Below are 20,369 nucleotides of genomic sequence, written 5' to 3' on the forward strand. Positions count from 1 at the left end.
CTGGGTAGCCACGGGATCGTCTTTCTAGGGTAGCGATCTTGCGGTGAGACCCCGGCCTGGTGCGTCCAACACCGTGTCGGGGTCGTTTGGTTCTCGCACCGTAAGCAGTCGTGACGCTGCGCCGCAAGCTGTCACGATTAGTCATACTTGCTGGCGGTGACGAGGCAGGGAGGTGGGGAGGTCTTTCCCAAACCCCTTCTTCTACCTACCGGTTAAAGAAGGCGCTCGAACCCCGAACCTCGCATCCCGACGCCCGAGTCCCGGGCCCCGAGCTTCGGGCGGGGCCCCACCCACATACACCCGGAAGAGTGATTCGGCCGCCCCGAAGCCCGGGGCTCAAGACCCGAGCTCCGAGCTTCGAGAGAGGTCTACGTCTCACCTTCGCCCAGGGCGGTGCGCAGCCAGTCGATGGTCCCTTGTGCCAGGAGTTCGTCGGCCAGCTGGTTCGCTGCCTCGGTGACGAGGCGGCCGCGGCTGTTGTCGATCCACCGCTGGGTGTTCTCGTAACCCTGAGCCTTGTACTCGATGCCCTGGAGCAGGAACTCCAGCTTGTCCGCGTCCTGGGCACAGACCGCTTCCGGCGACTCCTTCGCCCCGTACTCCGCTACCAACTTGCGGACCGCTGAGGCCAGCACCTCGGGCATGCCCGCCGTCTGGTCGGCGGTGGCCTCCTGCGGGTCACCGGCGGGCGCGTACTTCTTCCCGAGGTGATTCACGTCCCCGGTCCGCGTCTCCTGCGTGTCGTGCCACACGGCGAGGTAGGCGGCCCGAACGGGGTCCGCGCCCTTCAGCTTCGCGATGATCGTAGGGATCAGCGCCGTACGCCACGAGTGCTCGGCGACGCCCTCGGGGTCACGGGCCCGGGCCATCCACCAACCGGTGCGCCGCGCCTGCTTGAGCGTGCCCGCCTCGTACAGGAAGCGGCCCGCCGCGGACAGGTCGTCGGTCACGACCCTCTCCACTCACGCCTCGGCGAGGCGGGTTGCGTACCGGATACCGTCCGGCTCCCGGCCATCCAGCATCGCCGGGAGTGGTGGGCGTGGGCTCGTTCCGCGCTACCCCGGGCGCGGCGTATCCGTGTGTCTCGGTCAGGAGTTGTGAGGCTGTGCCTGATGCGCCGCCGCGATCCGGTCGATCCGTCCGGCCAGGTCGAAGTCGGCTGCGGTGAGCCGGTGTCCGGCGTCATGCGTCGTGATGGCGAACCGCACGTGGTCCCATCGCAGGTCGATGTCCGCGTGGTGCCCGACGAGCCGTTCGACGTCTGCGACGTTCACGATCATCGCGACGCCGCCGTGGTAACGAATCTCGAACGTGCGGGGGATCGCGTCCCCTTCACGTACCCAGCCCGATAGCTCGGGCAGCCGTAGGGTGATCTCCTCGTCCGGCAGCGGATTCTTGCCCATCGTCAGTTCCCTTCGGTCATCGGCGCCAAGATCCCCGCGAGGCCCCGGTCGGCCGGGGCGTCGTGCCATGGAGCCCGGCCCCAGAACCGGGAGGATGTCGCGATGCCTGGATGCCGCCCCTAGGCTCGATGTGTGAAGACGTTCGTGTTCGACATAGGTGAGACTCTCGTCCGGGACGACCGCTACTGGAGTTCCTGGGCCGATTGGCTCGGCGTGCCCAGGCACACTCTGTCCGCCCTCGTCGGTGCCGTGACGGCCCAGGGGCTCGATAACTCCGAAGCGCTGAAGCTGGTTAAGCCGGACATCGATGTTCAGGCCGAGTACGCCGTCCGCGAGGCAGCCGGACGAGGTGAGTGCCTCGATGAGTCCGACCTGTACGAAGACGTCCGCCCCGCGCTTGCGAAGCTACGGCACCTAGGGATGCGCGTCGTCGTCGCAGGCAACCAGACCGTACGTGCAGGTGAGTTGCTTCGGGCGCTCGATTTGCCCGCCGATCTCGTCGCGACCTCTGAGGAGTGGGGCTGTGCCAAGCCTTCGGCGGAGTTCTTCGCAAGGGTCCTCGATGCGTCCGGTGCATCCGCGACGGACACCGTGTACGTCGGCGACCACCCCGCGAACGATACGTTCCCCGCCGCCCGAGCCGGGCTGCGCACCGCGCATATCCGCCGTGGCCCCTGGGGACGCCTATGGGGCGGTGACGGCCAGGTGCACGCGACCGCGGACTGGATGATCCAGTCGCTCACGGAGCTCACCGTGATCGCCGGAAAGTAGAGGATTCAGGTTCCACAACGTCATCGCGCGCGTACGGTCAGTGGGTGTATTCCGACAGTCCGCAGGAGATCGGCAGGCGAATCGCCGCCTGTCGTCGTGCACGCCGCTTCACCCAATCCGGACTCGCGGCGGCATCCCATGTGTCCTACGCCATGGTTCGCGCCATCGAACGAGGTGCTCGCCGGCCCGGCGACGATGTACTCGAAGCGATCGCGGATGCCCTTGAGGTGGACGTAACTCGTCTGCGCACGGATCACGTCGGCACGGAGCGACGAGTCCACCGGGCGCTGCCCGCCCTGTCGGAAGCGATCGCTGGGTACGACCTGGCTCTGGGCCCGCCGACGCGCAGACCTGGGGAACTGGCCGACGAAATCAGCACGGCGGTGGGCTGGCGTCTCGCCGCCCAGTACGGCCGGATCGCCACCGTCATCCCTGATGTGCTGACCGATGCGATTCGCTACGTCCACACTGCCCCGGGCACCGAACACCGCAATGCCGCGCGGATGTTGGCATCTGCTGCTCGAACCGCCGATGCCGTCGCCTACAAGCACGGGGCCCACGACCTCTCCGCGCGGCTCATCGACCTGATGCGCTGGGCAGCCGACCGTGCTGCGGATCCCCTCGTCCAAGCGACCGCCTCGTACGTCTGTGCCGAGACGTTCTTCGCCGCCCGCGCTCACGCAGCCGGCCTGGTAGCGCTGGAGCAGGCCATCGAGGCCGCTCCGGCACCGGACGGGCGCACGCAGGCAGCCGCTCGTGGCGCACTCCACATGAGGGCCGCAGTGATCGCGAGTCGCGCCCAGAACGTAGAAGCGGCCGATGCCCACCTGGCTCGCGCCCGACAGCTGAGCGAACAAGTCGGCCAAGAAAGCTGCTACCTGGGCACGGCCTTCGGACCTGAAAGTGTCCGCATCCACGAAGTGTCCGTCGCGGTCAGCCTCGGACCTGAGCACGCCGGCCGGGCCCTCCGTACCGCTGCCGCATGGACACCGGGCATCGATCTGCCGGCCGAGCGCCGCAGCGGGTTCTACATTGAACTCGCCAGAGCTCAGGATTGGGCGGGTCGCCCCGTAGATGCCTTCACCAGCCTCCGGATGGCTCGTGCTGCGGCACCCCAGCACACGCGCGAGCACCCCTGGACGCGTGAGGTCGCCCGAAACCTACGCCGCTTCCACCGCTCTGACGCCGAGAGCCTGACGCACTTCGCCCACTGGGTCGGGGCGGTCTGAACCGTGCCTTGCAGCTACACGCCGTAGCAGTCGGGCCTCGTCCTTGGCTCCATGCTCTACCCGTGCACACCAGACAGGTAGTTGAGGAGACTGGATGACACTGATCACGACCATGCCCGTGCTCGTGAGGGGGCTGCGCATCGCCCGGCCAAATGGCGGGGCAAGCCGCGGGAGCAGCAGTCGGCGCGGAAGCGACGCCACCACGTACAGGACGTGGCTCGACCACACCCAGCGCTGCGCCACCTGTCGCGCCGGAGTCTCCTGTCCGACCTCGGTCCCCCTAGGCCGTGCCTGGCGGGAGGCGCGACGCGGATGAGGTGTTTCGCGGAGGGCGGCGTGCATGACTTTCCGGTCGAGGACGAGTCGGGTGCCTATTGTCCGGAGCATGGAGTGACGCTGCTGTGGCGTGGTGATCCGATCGCCGTCGCCGATGTGGCGGAGGGTGTGGGGGTCGGTCTGGATGGGCTGTCGGCGGGGGCGGACGGCTCGTGCGGCGTTGTCTGCCGCAGCGCCTCGGTGTCGGGCCTGCCTGTTGCGCATGCCCTGTGTCGGCGGCCGGAATGCGTCTGCCCGTGCCACGCCACGACCACCGCTGTCCGAGTAGCTGGGTGATCAACTTCTCGGCTAGGGATGTGCGTATCTGCGAGGCGTGTTGGCACGCCCCGGTCACCGCGGTCCGGCGCACCCCAGGCGGCCGGGACCTTCTCTGCCGGGGGTGCGCCGAGGGCGGCCGGCCGCGCCGCGTCGACCTCTTTCCGCCGTACGGGATCTACCGACTTCTCGGGCGGGCAACTGACCGCCCTCACCAAACAGAGGAGATTCACGATGAGCAGCACCTCCCTGACTGACGACGGCAAGCATGGCGGTCCTCCGTCGGACAAGCCGTGGTCGCCGCCCTCGGAGCCGAAGCCTTCTCCGGACGGCAGCCGCCCCAAGTACGCCGCGCAGCCGTGAGCACCGAACAGCAGGCCCCCACCTACCCGGCTCTGGTGCAGGCCCTTGCCGACCGTGGTCTCCTCACCGCCCGTTGGCGGCAGGTGTTCGAGGCTGTGCCGCGAAGCCGGTTCGTCCCGGCGGAGGTCTGGCGGCAGTTGCCCGACCGGTGCGAGCCCGTCGCGGGAACGGATGAGTGGCTCGCGTTGGTGAACAGCGACGAGCCGGTCGTCACGCAGCTGGACGACGGGGCCGAAGGAGGGCCCGGCATCGCCACGTCGTCGAACTCGATGCCCTCGATGGTCGCCCGGATGCTCGGGCTGCTCGATGTCGAGGACGGGATGCGGGCGTTGGAGATCGGGACCGGCACCGGGTACGTAGCCGCGCTGCTCTGCGAGCGGCTCGGTGACGACCTGGTCCACAGCGTGGAACTGGATCCCGTCATCGCCCGGCAAGCGACCGATGCCCTCTCTCGGGCGGGGTACCGGCCGCATCTGCGGGTCGGGGACGGTGAGCAGCCGTGGCCCGGCCTGGGGCCCGTGGACCGGCTGATCTCCACCTGCGCGCTGCGGTGCGTCCCGTACGCGCTGCTCCGGCAGGTTCGGCCCGGCGGGATCGTCGTGGCCCCGCTCGCCCGGGAGTTCTGGTCAGGCGCGTTGGTCCAGCTTTGTGTCCAGGACGACGGCACAGCGGTCGGGCCGTTCTGCGGCGGGGCTACGTATATGCCCATGCGATCCCATCGCGTGCCCGATCTCCACAAGGTGCCGGGGAAGGGGCGGGCCCGTGCGGCGGGCCTGGACCCTGCTCGGCTCCTCGACCTCGGATTCGCGCTGTACGCGGGGGCGCGGTTGCCCGGAGTGCGGCTCATCCATCAGGGCACCCCAGCAGGTGTTCAGGTCTGGGTGACCCGCGAGAACGGAGCCGCCGCGACAGCCGCCACCGGGGAGGAGGTATGGCAGTACGGGCCGGGGCTCCTGTGGGAGGAGATCGAGCAGGCCTGGTGGGAGTACGAGTCGGTGGGGCGACCCGATGCGGAGCACTTCGGGCTGACCGTGACGGACCGGGGGCAGCAGGTGTGGCTGCGTGACCCGCACGAGGTCATCCGGCCCCGGTAGGGCGTAGCCCGGGGAAGGGGCTCAGTCCTGTGTAGGGGCCACACCCCCACTCGCCGAATATCGTCAGCAGGACGGGGACCAGCCCGCATTCAGATGGTCAGCCGACCCTTGGAGGCGGCGAACTCTCGCAGGTTGGCGGCCTTATCAACGTTCAGGTTTTCCCAGATGAGCGTGATAGGGCCGCCGAGCTGCTGATGGGCGGCGAGGATGGGCACCCGCCTGCGAGAACGATTCCGAACCAGCGCCATCGGTGCTCGGCCGCGCTGTGGCGAGGTTCTGGCCAGCTCTACCTCCAGCTGGGCGAACTGCTTCTCGTTCATCCTCGGCAGCGATGCCGGCCCCTGCGTCCCTGTCACCACAGAGCCCCGGACCGCCTTCGTCCCGCATCTGCCGCCAACGCTGTACCGAGCGGACGCTGACCCGCAGGCCCTTGGCGATCACCGGGCTCGCCTCGCGCTGGGCGAACCTTTCGGCCGCCTTGAGCCTAAACTTTGCGCGGAATTAATGCCCTTCGGCAGTCAGCCCGCCCCCTTGTGGATGCCGTATGTCCCGGTAGCACCGGAGCGGAGAGGGGACGCCAGCCCCTACGACACGGGTTCAATTTCAGTGATGTCGGCAAGGGCAAGGCCGTCGCATCGCACCGTCTGGTGCACCTAGGACGAGCAGCCATACCACGACGATCACTGTGACGCCCCAGCCCCAGGGGGCGGCAGTGGGCGGGGCCAGGGCGGGCGGCGCAATCAGCCCTGCTGAAGTCAACACGAGGAGGAGGCGGTGCGCGGTGTCGCCGTGGCCGTAACAGGGGATCGCTGGTGTCATCTCTGGCTCCTGGGGCGGCCGGGGTCCCGGCGGGGGTGAGGCCTGGCGTCGGGGCGGTGCGGCCCGTTGGCCTCTGGCCGTTGGTCTGGTGCGATAACGACCGGTCACGTGGCCAGGTAACGGGCCTTTGTTCCTGGCTTCCCGATGGTTGAGCAGCGAGATTCTTAGAGAAGAGAGCTCTCCCTAGTTCTGATAAGGATGGGAGTGCCGGATGTTGTATGACTTATAGGACGGCGGTTGGTCGCCACGCCGCTGTCGGAAGGGCGCTCATAGGGGCGCACTGAGCCCGACATCTATGCGCCGACATCGTCACGGGAGCTGACGCCTGCCTGGCGGAGTAGCCCCGCGCGGGCGGGGATCATGAGTGAAGAGTGCTCGCCCTAAGGCTCACCCCCGCTTCTGCGAGGACCACGAGACGAACGTGGGATCTCTGAGCGGTTTGAGAAGACCGACCCCGTACGCGCGGGAACCACAGGCTACTCACGTGAGTAGCCTGTTTGGGACCACCTCCGCACGCGCGCGCCGCACGCGCGGGGCCCCACGGTTCCTGACCTGCGGGTTCAGGAGGGCGAGAAACTGTTTCTCACCGATACGCGGCTGCGCTCCTCGGCGTACAGCGCGCTGGTCAGCGACTCGTCATGGACGACGGACAGGTCTGCCTATGGTTTTTCGTACCCGAGGACGGAGAACGCGCCCATCTGGCGTGCATGGGGTGCTGGGAGTATCTGAATGGTGATCGTTGGCCCTCCGGGCAGAGCGACGAGGCGGTTGAGTTGGTTGTGCATGGTCTGGAGGTCGGAGCACCGGGTGCGAAGAGCGGCTTCAGCGATGATCGCCCAGAGGCCAAGCGGTTCTCACGGGTGAGCACCGGCTGGCGCACCAGCCGTACTTCGACCAAAGATGCCCATACGGTCTGCTGCCGTGGGGTTCCTGGCGGCGGCCCAGATGACTTGCTGCGCGTGCTCCCCGCTACGGGCCCGGGGCGCGCGGCTCGTTCACGCTCACTGTTGCTGCCGAACCCGGAAAGTGCCGTGTGGAGATGCACGAAACCCGGAGTCGCACGCCGCGTCTTCGGCCGCCTTCCGATCAGCGGGCCCGTGGACGGGGGCTGCACCTTGGCGAGGCATTGGCCTTGCGCTGAGGCGTGGCCGAGCGTCCTTCGGCAAGATTGTGTGGGTGGTGACCAGTGATCGGGGCGGGAAGGGGCGCATCTCGGTGCGGTAGACGCAAAACACCCCCCTGATCGCGTTTCCGCAGATCAAGGGGGTGTGAGAAGCGGTAGCGGTGGGATTTGAACCCACGGTGACGGGTTACGCCACACTCGCTTTCGAGGCGAGCTCCTTCGGCCGCTCGGACACGCTACCGAGAGAGAGCTTAGACCATCGCGGGGCGCGGACAGAAATCGGTTCCCGGGAAGAGGGCCGTCCGAGGCGGGCACCTGCCGGAGACGGAGGTCAGAGTGTGCGGAAGAAGGAGGTCAGCTGGTCGGCGCAGTCGGCCTCCAGTACGCCGCCGATGACCTCCGGGCGGTGGTTGAGGCGGCGGTCGCGGACGACGTCCCAGAGGGAGCCGGCCGCCCCCGCCTTCTCGTCGCGGGCCCCGTAGACGACCCGGTCGACCCGGGACTGGACCAGCGCGCCCGCGCACATCGTGCAGGGTTCCAGGGTGACCACCAGCGTGCAGCCGGTCAGGCGCCACGCGCCGTGGGCCCCGGCCGCTCGGCGCAGGGCGAGGACCTCGGCGTGGGCGGTCGGGTCACCGGTGGCCTCGCGTTCGTTGTGGGCGGCGGCGAGCGGGACGCCGTCGGGGCCGAGGACGACGGCGCCGACCGGCACGTCGCCGGCCGACGCCGCCTGGGCGGCCTCGGCCAAGGCGCGGCGCATCGTGGCCCGCCAGGGGTCGCGTACCGGGTCGGGCGCGGGGGCCGGGGAGGGCGGGGACGAAGAGTGCGGCGGTCGTGCGGTCACCCGCGGACCCTAACGGACGGGGGCATGGCGGGCGGGCGGGCCGGGCGGGCCGAACCGTGCCTGCGGGGGCGGGCCCGGCCCCGCCCGGAGCGTTCGGCGGCTGTCACCCCCGAGGGGGTGTCCGGCGGATCAGAGCCGGGTCCGCGACGCCTGGCACGGCGCCTCGCGGCGTCGCCGAAACGCCCGGATCGCTCCGCGATGAGGACGCTCCAGCGCCTTGCGACGCACCGGACCGGACGCCGCGGCCTCCCGGCCCTGTTCCGCCGGACACCCCCTACCGGACCGTCTCCAGGACCTCGGACGCCCCGACGGCCTCCGCGATCTCCCCGAGCGCGTCCGTCTGCAGGGTCAGCAGCTCCTTCTCGGACATCCCCAGGTCGGCGAGGACCCCGAGCTCTCCGATCGGGCCCGCCGGCACGGCGTCGGGTTCCGGGACGTCGCCGTCGGCCGCCCCGGCGGCCCCTGCCCCGACGGCGGACCGCTCCGGCTCGCCGTCCTCCGTGCCGTCGAGGTCGACGAGCTCCTCCAGCGCGGCGATCTCGTCCTCGACCCCTGGTTCACGGCCGAGCACCTCGTCGGTGAGCAGGATCTCCCCGTACGAGGAGCGGGCGGCGGCGGAGGCGTCCGAGACGTAGATACGGGGGTCCTCCTCACCGTCCACCCGGACGACGCCGAACCAGGCGTCCTCCTGCTCGATGTAGACCAGGACCGTGTCCTCGTCCACCGAGGCCTCCCGGGCCAGATCCGTCAGGTCGGACAGGGTCTCCACATCGTCGAGCTCTGTATCGCTCGCTTCCCACCCGTCTTCGGTGCGCGCGAGCAGTGCGGCGAAGTACACCGTGACTCTCCCACTGGTCATAGGCGAATCGGTCCGACGGGGGAGCAGACGGTGATCCGCCTGCCCTGGGCCCCGCCCAATCGGCATCGTGGCAGAAACAAGCGCCGTGCGAGACCTCTTCGGCCGTTGCGTCGGCCATCAGTTCCAGGAGTGCCTGGTCGGCCCTCTCCCTGACGCATCGATCGGCGGGGGAGTGCGCCGGTGGTACGCGGGGGTTCACCAGCGGAACGTGCGCATCCGCATCTGATGGCGCATACGGGCCGCACGGGCCCTGCGGGGCTGCACCCGGTCGCGCAGCTGCTTCGCCTCGTGGAGCTCACGGAGGAACTGGGCGCGTCGGCGTCGCCGCGCGGCGTCACTCTCCTGCGCGTCCTCGACGCCACCCGCCGCGTCCTGCGGTTCGCGCGCGTCGCTCAGACCGCGCGAGCCCGGGGAGGGCTGCTGTTCCCCGTCCGGCATCGACACACCACCTCAGCGCTCGGGTCCGTACGCCCCACCTTCCCTCCGAACAGGTGGTTGATGCCAGCGCAGAGGACCGGACGGCACGGTTACTGTTGGCGCATGCGGATTCACGTCGTCGACCACCCGCTGGTGGCGCACAAACTCACCACGCTGCGCGACAAGCGCACCGACTCCCCTACCTTCCGGCGGCTCGCCGACGAGCTGGTCACCCTTCTCGCCTACGAGGCCACCCGGGACGTGCGTACCGACCTGGTCGACGTCGACACCCCCGTGACGCCCACGACGGGCGTGAAGCTGTCGCACCCGCGCCCCCTCGTCGTCCCCATCCTGCGCGCCGGTCTCGGCATGCTTGACGGCATGGTGCGCCTCCTGCCGACGGCCGAGGTCGGCTTCCTCGGCATGATCCGCAACGAGGAGACGCTCCAGGCGGAGACGTACGCGACCCGGATGCCCGAGGACCTCTCCGGCCGGCAGGTCTACGTCCTCGACCCGATGCTGGCCACCGGCGGCACCCTCGTGGCGGCCATCCGCGAGCTGATCAAGCGCGGCGCCGACGACGTCACGGCCGTGGTCCTCCTCGCCGCGCCCGAGGGCGTCGAGGTGATGGAGCGCGAGCTGGCGGGCACCCCGGTCACGGTCGTCACCGCATCGGTCGACGAGCGGCTCAACGAGCAGGGCTACATCGTTCCCGGCCTCGGGGACGCGGGCGACCGGATGTACGGCACGGCGGAGTAGGGCCCGCCCACGGCACCGCGCGGCCTTCGCGTACGCCACCGAGCGGCACGAGGCGTCGTCACGCCGCGGGCCCTCTGCCCGCGCGGGGGCGTCAGCAGCCGGACGGGGCCGGGGCCGGGGAGGGCTTGGTCAGGGCCGCCATCGCGGCGGTGGCCTCCTGCGGGGTGCTGAACGCCGTGAACTTCGCTCCGAGGATCAGGTCGACCTCCCCCGTTTTGCGGGCGTCGGTCTTCCGCACCGTGCCCGCCAGTTGTGTCCCGAGGACGGTGAAGCCGCTGTCCACGGCGGTCGGGGAGCCGAGCAGCACGGCCGTGCCGGGCACCTTCTTGTCGTACTCCTCGGAGGCGTTGCCCACCTCGCCGACGGCGAATCCGCGCTTCTCGAGCTCGTCGGCGGCGGCCTTGGCCAGTCCGCTGCGCGTCGTCGCGTTGTAGACGTTGACCTTGACGTCGGCCGGTTTCGGAAGCGCCTTGACGGGAGCCGGTGGCTTCGGGGTGGGGCAGGCCGGCTGGTGTTCGGCCGCGCCGGCGCTCTTGTCGCCGCCGGTGAAGACGTCGATGAGCTGCAGCGTGCCCCAGCCGGCCAGGCCGAGCGCCATGACGGCGCAGACACCCGCGAAGACCAGCCTTCGGCGGTTGCGGGGGCGGCGCATGCGGGGGTAGGCGTCGCCCGTGATGCGGTACTTTCCGCCCAGGCCGGGGGGTGTGAGCATGCTCATGGACGAAGCGTAGTGCGACCCGGTGATGATGCGTACTAAATGATCAACGGGGGGCACCCGGACGAGTGCGAAAGCACCCGAAAGGCCCGAAAGCCCGAAAGGGCCCGACCGGACCGGGCCGGAAGGTTCCGCGGCGCCCGGAGGAGTGCGCGAGCAGGGGCCGATGGCGGGCGGCAGGGGCGGCGGGGTCAGCCCAGATCGAGGACGCGGGCGTGCAGCACCTGGCGCTGCTGGAGCGCGGCACGGACCGCCCGGTGCAGCCCGTCCTCCAGATAGAGGTCGCCCCGCCACTTCACCACGTGCGCGAACAGGTCGCCGTAGAAGGTGGAGTCCTCGGCGAGAAGGGTCTCCAGGTCCAGCTGTCCCTTGGTGGTCACGAGCTGGTCCAGGCGGACCGGACGCGGCGCGACATCCGCCCACTGTCGGGTGCTTTCCCGGCCGTGGTCGGGGTAGGGCCGCCCATTTCCGATGCGCTTGAAGATCACACGGAAAGCCTACCGGGCACGGGCCGTCGGGCCCAGCCAGGGAACCGACCGCACTGCCGCCGCCCCACCACGCCACCGACGCAAAGGTCGCATAGTGCGGGATACGTCGGGATACCGGCCCCGGGACCGCCGGGGGTCGCCGGGCCCGACCCCGCGGACCGGGCGTCGGGCCCTTCGGCCCCCGGGGCCCCGCCCGCCCGGCCCCGCGCCCCGGCCGAAGGGTGCGGGGGCGCCGGGCCGGCGGCGGGTACGCCGGACCGTGCCGGGGGCCAGGCCTCGTGCGCGTACGGGCTCACCGGTCTACCGCTGGAGCGGCGCGGGGGCGCGGGCGGCTACTCGGTGACCTCGTGGCCGTGGCCCGCGCGCAGGCCGCCGCCGCTGCCGGGCGTGCCGTTGCTGGGGGCGGGGGCGACCGGGCGGGTCAGGGAGCTCAGGTCGTGGGCGTACGTCCCGACGGCGTTGGCGATCACGTCGATGTTGGTGTCGAAGTGCCCCATGTCGATGTTGCCCAGGTCGTCGCAGGCCGCGTGGTAGCAGGGGTCGTAGGCGATCCCCGCCTCCCCGCCGAACGTCTGCGCCTGGGCCGCCGTCTTGATGCCCTCCGCGCCGGTGTCCGTGCCGCCGGAGGGGATGCCCACCTCGATGAACGGCCCGTAGTCGGAGCGGCCGGTGAAGTCCGTGCCCTCGTGCGGCTTGCCCTTGCCGTCGAGGAACTCGTTGATGTCCCGCTCCAGTTGGGCGGAGCCTTCCGGGCCGGGGCCCTCCCCGACCCGGTCGGAGTCGTCGCCGTCGAAGACGAACTGGACGCCGTTCGGTGAGGCGATCATGTCGAAGTTGAGGTAGAGCGCGATCTGCTCGCGCTGCTCCTCGGAGAGCGCGGTGACGTACTTCTCCGAGCCGATCAGACCGTTCTCCTCGGCCGACCACCAGGCGAACCGCACCTTGTTGGCGGGCCTGCTCTTCGTCCTGGCGAGTTCCAGGGCGACTTCGAGCAGCCCGGCGGAGCCGGAGGCGTTGTCGTTGATGCCGGGGCCCTCGGTCACCGAGTCGAGGTGCGCGCCGAGCATCACGGTCCGGTCCGCGCTGCCGCCGCGCGTCTCGGCGATGACGTTGCGGGTGGGGCGCTCCTCCTGGAGCTCGCGGATCTCGAAGGAGACGGTGACCTCACCGCCCGCGAGGTCGGCGGCGAGCCTCTCGCCCTCCTCCTGGGTGAGGCCGCCGGTGGGGATTCTGCCGGAGGCGACGTCGCCCAGGGTGCCGGACAGCGCCCCCTCGGTGTTGTTGTAGATGACCGCTCCGGCCGCTCCGGCGTCGGCGGCGGTCGCCTGCTTCTGCGCGAAGGAGCAGCCGCCGCGCTTGATCAGCGCGATCTTGCCGGTGAAGTCCGCGGAGGCGTAGTCGGAGGCCTCACAGCCCGTCGTCCCGTCCGCGGGGACCTCGGCGAGCCCGGCCGTCAATCCGCCGACCTCGGTCGACGGGGTGTACGTCATGGCCTTGACCGTCACGTCGCGGGGCGTCGGCGCGACCACGGCGAGCCTTTCGGCCAGAGTCTCCGTGTAGACGAAGCGGAAGCTCTCGTAGGAGACCTCGTACCCGGCACGCTGGAGCTGGCGGTAGACGTACGCGGCCGAGGCGTCGTGACCCAGGGAGCCGGCGGCGCGATGGCCCCCGGCCGAGTCGGCTATCGCCTGGAACTGCTGGAGGTGGCGGTACGCGCCTTGCGCGGTCGCCTTCTTCACCAGTTTCCGCGACAGCTTGGCGGCGTCCTTCGCGGGGTCGTGCCCCGGAGGCCCTCCCGGGTGGGGGGCCGCGGCCAGGAGCAGCGGGGTGGCCAGGGCGGTGGCGGCCACGACGGCCATGGCTCTGCGACGTAGTGCGTGCACAGGAGTCCTTCCGGGTCCGGACGACGGGTCCGGACGGCTGGGTCCGGACGGCTGGTCCGGACGACTGGGTCTGGCGGCGTCGGTGTCCGGGACGGGGCGCCCGACGGCTGGTGTCCGACGGCGGGTGTCCGGAACGTGGCGCCCGGGACGGTGTCCGACGGCTGACTCTCGACGACGGGGCCTTTGGCGGCTGGGACTGCGCTCTCTGAGGCGTTGCCGGAGGCGGCGCCCGAGACGTCGTCGCCTGAGCTTCGCGGCCCCCGACCGCTGGTCTCCGAACGAATGAATGTCCTGCCGAAAGTTAGCGAGTGGGGTGGCGTATGTGAACCGTTGTGGCCGATTTCGATCAGAGGGTCGCAGCCGCTGGCCGGTTTTGGATCACCCTCACTTCTTCTGCGACTTCTTCGGTGAGGTCCCGGTCCTCTTCGCGGCTTCGGCTGCCTTCGCCGCCGCTTTGGCCTCCTGTTTGCCGGCCCGGACCTCGGCGAGCGACTCCGGCCCCGTGATGTCGGCGACGGAGCGGCGTGAGCCCGCCTCCCCGTACGGCCCCGCCGCCTCCCGCCACCCCGGGGGCCGCACGCCGAACTGCTTGCCGAGCAGCGCGAGGAAGATCCTTGCCTTCTGGTCGCCGAAACCCGGCAGGGCGCGCAGACGCCCCAGCAGCTCCTCCCCGGTGGCGGCGTCCCGCCACACGGCTCCCGCGTCGCCGCCGTACTCCGTCACCAGGTACTGGCACAACTGCTGCACCCGCTGGGCCATGGAACCGGGGTAGCGGTGCAGGGCCGGCTTGGCGGTGAACAGCTCGGTCAAGGCGTCCGGGTCGGCGGCGGCGATCCGCCCCGCGTCCAGATCGTCGGAGCCCATCCGCTGCGCGAGCGTGTACGGGCCGGTGAACGCCCACTCCATCGGCACCTGCTGGTCGAGCAGCATGCCGACCAGGGCGGCCAGCGGGCTGCGGGCGAGCAACTCGTCGGCCTCGGGCCGCTGGGCGATCCGCAGCGTGATGTCCTTGCCGCTGTCACTGGCTGTCATGCCGCCGATCATCCCGAGCACCGCCGAGGACGGCGACCGGGGCTGAGCCGATGGCCCCCACCCCGTCGGCCGAAGGGAGTAACCGCCGCCCGCACGGGGACGCGGAGGGGTATGGAGGCCGCGTCGTCGTTCCTCTTCGCCCCACGAGGACGAGGAGGCCCGTCCGGCGGTCGTCGGCGTCCTCGTGGTGCCCGAAGAGGCAGCCTCGGATGCCCCTGCCGGGCCGGGCGCGGGCTGGACGGGCCGGGGGCCGCCCCGTAATCGTGGAATGCCGAGGACGGTGCGGTCAGGGGAGCTGAGGATGAACGCACACGACATCGAGCAGGAACACCACGAGCACCACGAGCGACCGGGGCGTGAGCGCCACGGGTCCGGGCCTCGGGGGAGCGAGCAGGACCACCACGTCTTCCGGGCGGCCGCCGCAGGCCGTGCCGATGTGGTCGGCGCGGCCGGCATGGGCCTGCTCCAACGGACCGTCGGCAACGGGGCCCTCGGGGCGATGGTCCAGCGGGCCCGGTCCGGCTCCGGCCCCTCCGCGTCGGAACAGGCCTCCGCGTCGGAACAGGCCGCGGAGGAACAGCGGTCGCCGGTCCACGACGTGGTGGGGTCCGGCGGCGGCTCGCCCCTGGACACCGACACCCGGACGGACATGGAGCGCCGGATGGGCGCGGACTTCTCCGACGTACGCGTCCACCACGACTCCGCCGCCCACGAATCGGCGAAGGCCGTCGGGGCCCACGCGTACACGGTCGGCAACAACGTGGTGTTCCAGCGCGACGCCTACGACCCCACGTCACCGCAGGGGCGCACCACGCTGGCCCATGAGCTGACCCATGTGGTCCAGCAGCGCAACGGCCCCGTGGAGGGGACGGAGGCTCCGGGCGGCATCCGGGTCAGCGACCCCTCGGACCGGTTCGAGCGCGAAGCGGTGGCGAACGCGGACCGGGTGCTGGCCGATCCCGCGCCGGCCGGGCCCGAGGCGTCCCCGGCCGCTGCCTCCGCCGTGTCCGTCCCGGCTCCGGCCGTGCAGCGGGAGTCCACGGAGGACGAGGACGAGCAGCCGGCCGAGGTGCAGGGGTCGTTCGTCCAGCGGGCGGAGGAGCTAAAGCCCGGTGAGGAAGAGGAAGAGGAGAAGCCACCGGCGTAGGCCTGGGTGCGGGCGTGGGGGAAGACCGCTCTGGCCGGGGCGGGGCCGGGGCCCGGCCCCGCCCCGTCGCCGCTGGGCGGGGCCGGGCGGCGGCCGGTGCCCCCGGCGCCCGGTGTCAGTCGTCCGCCGCTTGCGCCCGCATCGTGCCGCCCAGGAACATCGAGGACGTGCACCGCGAGGGGGCCGGAGCACCCACCGGCCTGCCGACCCTCCGGCAGTCGATGGTCATCGTGACCCTGCCGCCCGCGGGGACCAGGATCGGGGTCACGAAGTGGTAGTCCGAGTCGCGGAAGTTCTCCAGCCCGAGGCTCAGGACCCGGGTGTCCTCCCCGGCCGTGACGACGACCGTGCCCGCGTCCCCCTGCGGGTTCTGCACCACGATGTCGGTGAGCTGGAAGACGTGGCCGGCCGGCACCTCCAGGGCCGTTCCGGTGTTCGACCCGCCGCCCACGCCGTCCTGGACCCGGACCTGGGCGCTGGTCGGGTCCCCCGCCGCAGCGACCGCGCCCGTCGAGCCCTCGGCGTCGCCGCTGCCCGTGGCGGAAGGGCTGGGCGACGGGGTCGGGCCAGAGGCCCCGCCGTCCGGGCCCACACCGGCCACGGCGCCGCCCGAGGAGCCGGCCCCGCCCGGACCGCCCTCCACCGGGACGTCGCTCCTGTCCGCCGCGGCGGCCGACCGTACCGCCTCTGGCGTCACCGCCTCCCGGGCCGCGGACTTCACCGCCGGGCGCAACAGCAGGTACCAGATGCCGACCAGGGCGATCAGCACGACGGCGGCGGTGATCAGGGCGCGGGGCAGCCAGCGCGGCAGAATCGGTTCCTGCTGGTAGGAGCCGTCCACCAGCACCGGCGCCGGGGGCTCCTCCCCCTCGGCCGGCTGCGGGGCGGCGAACACCTGGAAGGCGTGGGTCACCGGTGTGCCGCGCCACATCCGCTTCGCCGGACGGATGCGCAGCCTCGCGAACTTTGCGTGCCCCGGCTCGATCCGCAGCTCGGGAACGGCGAAGGCCACCCGGGCCTGCTCCGTACCGGGCTGCGCTCCCAGCCGTACGGTCACCGGGACGTTGCCCCGGTTGTCGACGGCGAACTGGTGCCGTCCGCTGCGCGCACCGGTGGAGCCGCGCGGGACCAGTTCGGCGGTCGTCTCGTGGAACGGCAGGACGGTCACCCGGCCTTCGGGCACCACCGTGTCGTCCTGGCCACCGGCCGGCACCACCCGTATACCGAACGTCGACTCCCCCGCGGGGACCGCCGCGTCGCGCGGCGGGCGCAGGACGAGCGACACGGTCCCCGAGTCACCTGGGTAAAGGGAGAGAACCGCGGGTTCCACCGTCGACCAGGCGGCGCACGCGCCGACCACCTCGAAACGGTACTCCTCGACGGTCCGACCGGAGTTCAGCACCTGGAGGGGAAGAGCCGTCTCCTCGCCGGGCACGGCGGTGACGGATGACGCGTCGAGACTTGCCGTAAGACTCATAGGGCGGACCGTAGAGCCGGGCCGGTGGGCGGACACCGGCCGCGGAGGAACACTTTCGGGCAGATGTGATGCCCGGAGCAACCACGCAGTTTCCTCGTCGGTGGGAGCGGGAATCTTCAGTCCGCCTCACAACGGATGGGGCGACGAATACAGCTGTGGAGCCTGTGCGAGCTGTGTGACGCTTCCGGCTGGTGCCCAGGGGGAGCATTCGCATGGAGCAGCGCATCACGGTCGGTCTACGCGCGCAAGATCCCATTTCCCAGGCCGGCGTGGCCAGCCAGTTACGGGCCCGTCCCGAGGTCAGCCTCGTCGAGCGGGACACCGACGACGTCTCTCCCCAGGTCGTGGTGATGGTGGTCGACACGGTCGACGAGGACGTGTTGCGCGTTCTGCGCAACATCCAGCGCACCAGCACCTGCCGCACGGTCCTGGTGACGACGGAGATCGACGAGCAGAAGCTGGTGAGCGCGGCGGAGTGCGGTGTCGCCGGGGTGGTCAGGCGCTCCGAGTCGACGCCGGACCACCTGGTGCAGGTCATCGGCACGGTGGCGCGGGGGGAGGGGCACCTCCCCTCCGACCTGCTCGGGCGACTCCTCGAAGAGGTCGGCAGGCTTCAGGGGCAGGTGCTCGGCCCGCGCGGTCTGCACTTCACCGGGCTGGCCGCCCGTGAGGTGGACGTGTTGCGCCTGGTCGCGGAGGGGTACGACACCGCGGACATCGCGACGAAGCTGGCGTACTCCGAGCGCACGATCAAGAACGTGCTGCACTCGGTGATGACCCGGCTGCAACTGCGCAACCGCTCCCACGCGGTGGCGTACGCGATGAGGCAGGGCCTGATCTGACAGGGGCGTCCTCGGCCCCTCGACGCCGAGGGGTCTCGCCTGCCGCCTGGCCGTTGCCTGCTGTCCGTTGCCTGGCACCTGTCGACTTCCACCTGCCGCCCGCCGCCTGCCACTTGTCACCTGCTCACCGTCTCCGTCCGCCGGGGCGGCGGCCGGATGCCGAGATCCCGTGCCCCATCGGGCAGTTGCGGCTTCCCGGAGGAGTGACTCGCTCTCCGCTGTGCGCGGGCGGCCGACGGGCGACGGTGAAGGGCGAGGGGCCGGACCGTCACGCGCGGCAGGACCCCGAGGCAACGGGCCGGCGACAGGCCATGAGGGTCAACGGGCCGACGACGAGCGACGAGGCCGACGACGAGCCAGCGGGCGGGCGACGCGGGGAGGCATGCTGTGCGGTGGTTCCAGCCAGGATCGGCGCGGCGTACGCGAGCCGGCAGGCCCGTGGGCGCGCGTACGGGCGGCCTTCCCGGTGCACGGCGCTCTGCCGCGCTCGCCCTCCTCCTGCTGGCCGCCGGCCTCGCCCCCGCGTCGGGCGCGACCGGCACGGCGGCCGCCGTACCGGCCCCTCCGGAACCATGGGTCACTCCGGCGACGCTGGAGGAGGCGCTCGACCCGGGTGGTTCGACGGGAGCGGACAAGCAGGTGCGGACACCGGCGATCCCGCCCCGGCCTGACGTTGTGCTGCTGGTGGACGGTACGGCGAGCATGGCCGACCCGATCCGGAGTGTGCGGGAGAACGTGCCCGCCATCACCGGAAAGATCCTGGCAGAGCAGCCGGATTCGCGCTTCGCGGTCGCCACGTTCGGCGATCAGGAGGGCGACGTCGACGCGGGGTTCTCGGTCCTGACGGAGCTGACGGACGACCTGACGAAGGTGCAGGAGGGCGTTGACGGGCTGAGGACCGACCTCGGCGGGGCGAGCCGGGGCCCCTCGGAGGACTGGATCAACGGGCTGTGGCAGATCGCCGACGGCGCGGGCGGCCGGACGGTGTTCCGCGACGGCGCGAGCCCGGTCGTCGTGCTGGTGGGCGACGCGTCCAGCCACTCGCCCAGCAACGGCCACACCATCGAGGACACGGTCTTCGCGTTGCAGGACAAGGGCGTCCGCGTGATCGGCGTCGATGTGGAGAGCACCATCGGCGACGGGCTCAACGGCAACGGCGACGCCGGAAACCCCGACTACGTCGAGGACCCGCCCACCACTCCCGGCCAGGCCACCCGCATCATCGAGGCCACCGGCGGCCGGTTGCTGGAGGGGATCGACGGGGACCGGGTCGCCGAGGCGATCATCGAGGGCTTCGACAATCTGCCCACCGCCGTCGGTCACCGCCTCGACGCCTGCGACCCCCATCTGACCGTCGCCCTCGACCCGCCCGTCCGGCAGCTCACCAGCGGCGGGACCGCGCACTTCGCGGAGACGGTCGACGTGTCCGAGGACGCCCCCCAGGGCACGACACTGACCTGCACCGTGCAGTTCCTGCTCGGCACCCAGATCCCGGGGACGGACACGGTCGGGCCGGCCGCCGTGCCCGACCCCGGCTTCCAGCAGCGGATCAGCATCGCCGTGAACGACGTCGACGTGCCGGTGGTCACCGTGGACGACCGTACGGCCAGGGCCACGGACGACGACGGCGCACGGATCAGCTACACCGCGACCGCGACCGACCCACAGGAGGGGGCGCTGCCGGTGGAGTGCGCTCCTGCCTCCGGATCGCTCTTTCCGGTGGGGGAGACGACGGTGACCTGTTCCGCCACCGACTCGGCGGGCAACACGGGGCGGGACACGGCCGCGTTCGAGGTCCTGGAACCGGTCCTCCCGCCGGACCCGCCCCCGCCCCCCGCCTCCGACCTCGCCGTACGGGCCGACGTCAGCCCCGACCGCACGTACGTGGGGCGGCCGGCGCGCGCCCGGTTCACGATCACCAACGCGGGGCCGGACACGGCGAGAGGAGTCGTCCTCGGGGCGACCTGGCCGAAAACGGCCGGGGCGGGCGACCGCACCGTGCCGCGGCTGAGCCGGTGTACGGCGGCCCGGCCGTGCGCGATCCCCGCCGGGGGCCGGATCGAGGTGACGCAGACGGCGGTCTACCGTGCGGCGGTCGCCGGTGACGTACGGGCCACCGTGCGCGGAACCCTGCCCGACCGGCGCTCGGCGAACAACCGGGACGCGGAGCGGTTCCGGGTCCTGAAGCCCTCCCTTGAGGTGACCCCCCAGGTCGCCAGGCCGGGGCAGCCGGTCCTGGCGCGGGGCACGGACCACCCGCCGGGCGAGACCGTACGTTTCACGTGGAACATCGGCATCACGGCCGACCGGGCGGGTGTACGCGTGGGCCGGGACGGGACCTTCGAGGTGCAGGTGCTCGTCCTGCGCAAGGACACGCTCGGCCCTCGCGTCCTGCGGGCGGACACCCGTGGTCTGCCGCGACTCCAGGAACCGGTCCTGGTCGTGCAGGGCAACCTCCAGCCCCCGGACTTCGCGGGCCGCTCATGATCCCGGCACCCACGACGGAAGCGGTT

At 71.3% G+C, this 20,369-nt stretch carries 19 protein-coding genes, 1 tRNA gene and 1 pseudogene; 8 read left to right on the plus strand and 13 right to left on the minus strand.

Annotated elements, in window-relative coordinates; all coding sequences use genetic code 11:
• Positions 1 to 368: 368 nt before the first annotated feature.
• Together V9U70_RS26445 and V9U70_RS26450 are read right to left on the minus strand one after the other, a co-directional pair.
• Positions 369 to 950: an HD domain-containing protein gene (locus V9U70_RS26445; RefSeq protein WP_336679241.1), complete on the minus strand. Its 582-nt coding sequence runs from the start codon at positions 948 to 950 to the stop codon at positions 369 to 371.
• Between the two features lie 138 nt (positions 951 to 1,088).
• Positions 1,089 to 1,403, minus strand: a complete 315-nt coding sequence (locus V9U70_RS26450) for a 4a-hydroxytetrahydrobiopterin dehydratase (RefSeq protein ID WP_336679243.1) — start codon at positions 1,401 to 1,403, stop codon at positions 1,089 to 1,091.
• Positions 1,404 to 1,535: 132 nt separating this feature from the next.
• On the opposite strand from V9U70_RS26450, the gene V9U70_RS26455 reads away from it, so the two are divergent.
• From V9U70_RS26455 to V9U70_RS26470, 4 genes are all read left to right on the plus strand, one after another.
• Positions 1,536 to 2,174, plus strand: a complete 639-nt coding sequence (locus V9U70_RS26455) for an HAD family hydrolase (protein WP_336679244.1) — start codon at positions 1,536 to 1,538, stop codon at positions 2,172 to 2,174.
• Positions 2,175 to 2,218: 44 nt separating this feature from the next.
• Positions 2,219 to 3,403 (plus strand): helix-turn-helix domain-containing protein, encoded by a 1,185-nt coding sequence (locus tag V9U70_RS26460; protein WP_336679246.1) that lies wholly within the window; start codon positions 2,219 to 2,221, stop codon positions 3,401 to 3,403.
• Between the two features lie 825 nt (positions 3,404 to 4,228).
• On the plus strand, positions 4,229 to 4,357 hold the full coding sequence (locus tag V9U70_RS26465) for a hypothetical protein (protein ID WP_336679468.1): 129 nt from the start codon (positions 4,229 to 4,231) through the stop codon (positions 4,355 to 4,357).
• Positions 4,354 to 5,451: a methyltransferase domain-containing protein gene (locus V9U70_RS26470; protein ID WP_336679248.1), complete on the plus strand. Its 1,098-nt coding sequence runs from the start codon at positions 4,354 to 4,356 to the stop codon at positions 5,449 to 5,451. The genes V9U70_RS26465 and V9U70_RS26470 overlap by 4 nt, the downstream gene beginning before the upstream one ends.
• An 89-nt stretch (positions 5,452 to 5,540) precedes the next feature.
• Here the strand turns inward: V9U70_RS26470 and V9U70_RS30725 are convergent, their stop codons facing one another.
• The 6 genes and pseudogenes from V9U70_RS30725 to V9U70_RS26495 all read right to left on the minus strand — a co-directional run bounded on the left by V9U70_RS30725 (position 5,541) and on the right by V9U70_RS26495 (position 9,534).
• On the minus strand, positions 5,541 to 5,771 hold the full coding sequence (locus V9U70_RS30725; RefSeq protein WP_336679250.1) for a hypothetical protein: 231 nt from the start codon (positions 5,769 to 5,771) through the stop codon (positions 5,541 to 5,543).
• Positions 5,772 to 6,929: 1,158 nt separating this feature from the next.
• A pseudogene (locus tag V9U70_RS30650) lies at positions 6,930 to 7,109 on the minus strand (Scr1 family TA system antitoxin-like transcriptional regulator); the annotation flags it as partial.
• A gap of 437 nt (positions 7,110 to 7,546) precedes the next feature.
• A tRNA-Ser gene (locus V9U70_RS26480) sits at positions 7,547 to 7,634 on the minus strand.
• 90 nt (positions 7,635 to 7,724) lie between these two features.
• Positions 7,725 to 8,153: a tRNA adenosine(34) deaminase TadA gene (gene tadA / locus V9U70_RS26485; protein ID WP_336679454.1), complete on the minus strand. Its 429-nt coding sequence runs from the start codon at positions 8,151 to 8,153 to the stop codon at positions 7,725 to 7,727.
• 358 nt (positions 8,154 to 8,511) lie between these two features.
• Positions 8,512 to 9,075, minus strand: coding sequence for a tRNA adenosine deaminase-associated protein (locus V9U70_RS26490; RefSeq protein WP_336679455.1), 564 nt, complete (start codon positions 9,073 to 9,075; stop codon positions 8,512 to 8,514).
• 216 nt (positions 9,076 to 9,291) lie between these two features.
• Complete coding sequence (locus V9U70_RS26495; RefSeq protein ID WP_336679252.1) at positions 9,292 to 9,534, minus strand: hypothetical protein; 243 nt, start codon at positions 9,532 to 9,534, stop codon at positions 9,292 to 9,294.
• A 102-nt stretch (positions 9,535 to 9,636) separates the two neighbouring features.
• Here V9U70_RS26495 and upp point away from each other — a divergent pair, with 102 nt between their 5' ends.
• Complete coding sequence (upp, locus tag V9U70_RS26500) at positions 9,637 to 10,272, plus strand: uracil phosphoribosyltransferase (RefSeq protein WP_336679254.1); 636 nt, start codon at positions 9,637 to 9,639, stop codon at positions 10,270 to 10,272.
• Between the two features lie 91 nt (positions 10,273 to 10,363).
• Here upp and V9U70_RS26505 read toward each other — a convergent pair whose 3' ends face one another.
• The 4 genes from V9U70_RS26505 to V9U70_RS26520 all read right to left on the minus strand — a co-directional run bounded on the left by V9U70_RS26505 (position 10,364) and on the right by V9U70_RS26520 (position 14,390).
• A complete protein-coding gene (locus tag V9U70_RS26505) occupies positions 10,364 to 10,966 on the minus strand; it encodes a LytR C-terminal domain-containing protein (protein ID WP_336679457.1) in 603 nt (200 codons plus the stop codon).
• Positions 10,967 to 11,178: 212 nt separating this feature from the next.
• The gene (locus tag V9U70_RS26510; protein ID WP_336679256.1) at positions 11,179 to 11,475 is read right to left on the minus strand and encodes a type II toxin-antitoxin system VapB family antitoxin; all 297 of its coding nucleotides are present in this window, start codon (positions 11,473 to 11,475) and stop codon (positions 11,179 to 11,181) included.
• 332 nt (positions 11,476 to 11,807) lie between these two features.
• On the minus strand, positions 11,808 to 13,334 hold the full coding sequence (locus V9U70_RS26515) for a M28 family metallopeptidase (RefSeq protein WP_336679459.1): 1,527 nt from the start codon (positions 13,332 to 13,334) through the stop codon (positions 11,808 to 11,810).
• Between the two features lie 408 nt (positions 13,335 to 13,742).
• Positions 13,743 to 14,390: an HhH-GPD-type base excision DNA repair protein gene (locus tag V9U70_RS26520; RefSeq protein ID WP_336679258.1), complete on the minus strand. Its 648-nt coding sequence runs from the start codon at positions 14,388 to 14,390 to the stop codon at positions 13,743 to 13,745.
• 301 nt (positions 14,391 to 14,691) lie between these two features.
• Between V9U70_RS26520 and V9U70_RS26525 the strand changes: the two genes are divergently transcribed.
• Positions 14,692 to 15,537 (plus strand): eCIS core domain-containing protein, encoded by an 846-nt coding sequence (locus V9U70_RS26525; RefSeq protein ID WP_336679260.1) that lies wholly within the window; start codon positions 14,692 to 14,694, stop codon positions 15,535 to 15,537.
• A 115-nt stretch (positions 15,538 to 15,652) separates the two neighbouring features.
• On the opposite strand, the gene V9U70_RS26530 is transcribed toward V9U70_RS26525, so the two are convergent.
• Positions 15,653 to 17,014, minus strand: coding sequence for a COG1470 family protein (locus V9U70_RS26530; protein ID WP_336679261.1), 1,362 nt, complete (start codon positions 17,012 to 17,014; stop codon positions 15,653 to 15,655).
• A 212-nt stretch (positions 17,015 to 17,226) separates the two neighbouring features.
• On the opposite strand from V9U70_RS26530, the gene V9U70_RS26535 reads away from it, so the two are divergent.
• Positions 17,227 to 17,856 (plus strand): response regulator transcription factor, encoded by a 630-nt coding sequence (locus V9U70_RS26535; RefSeq protein WP_336679263.1) that lies wholly within the window; start codon positions 17,227 to 17,229, stop codon positions 17,854 to 17,856.
• A gap of 438 nt (positions 17,857 to 18,294) precedes the next feature.
• The gene (locus V9U70_RS26540) at positions 18,295 to 20,343 is read left to right on the plus strand and encodes a VWA domain-containing protein (RefSeq protein ID WP_336679265.1); all 2,049 of its coding nucleotides are present in this window, start codon (positions 18,295 to 18,297) and stop codon (positions 20,341 to 20,343) included.
• The last annotated feature ends 26 nt before the right edge of the window (positions 20,344 to 20,369 follow it).

It is taken from the genome of Streptomyces pratensis, from assembly GCF_037137275.1.
In the GTDB taxonomy this organism is placed as follows: Bacteria; Actinomycetota; Actinomycetes; order Streptomycetales; family Streptomycetaceae; genus Streptomyces; species Streptomyces pratensis_B.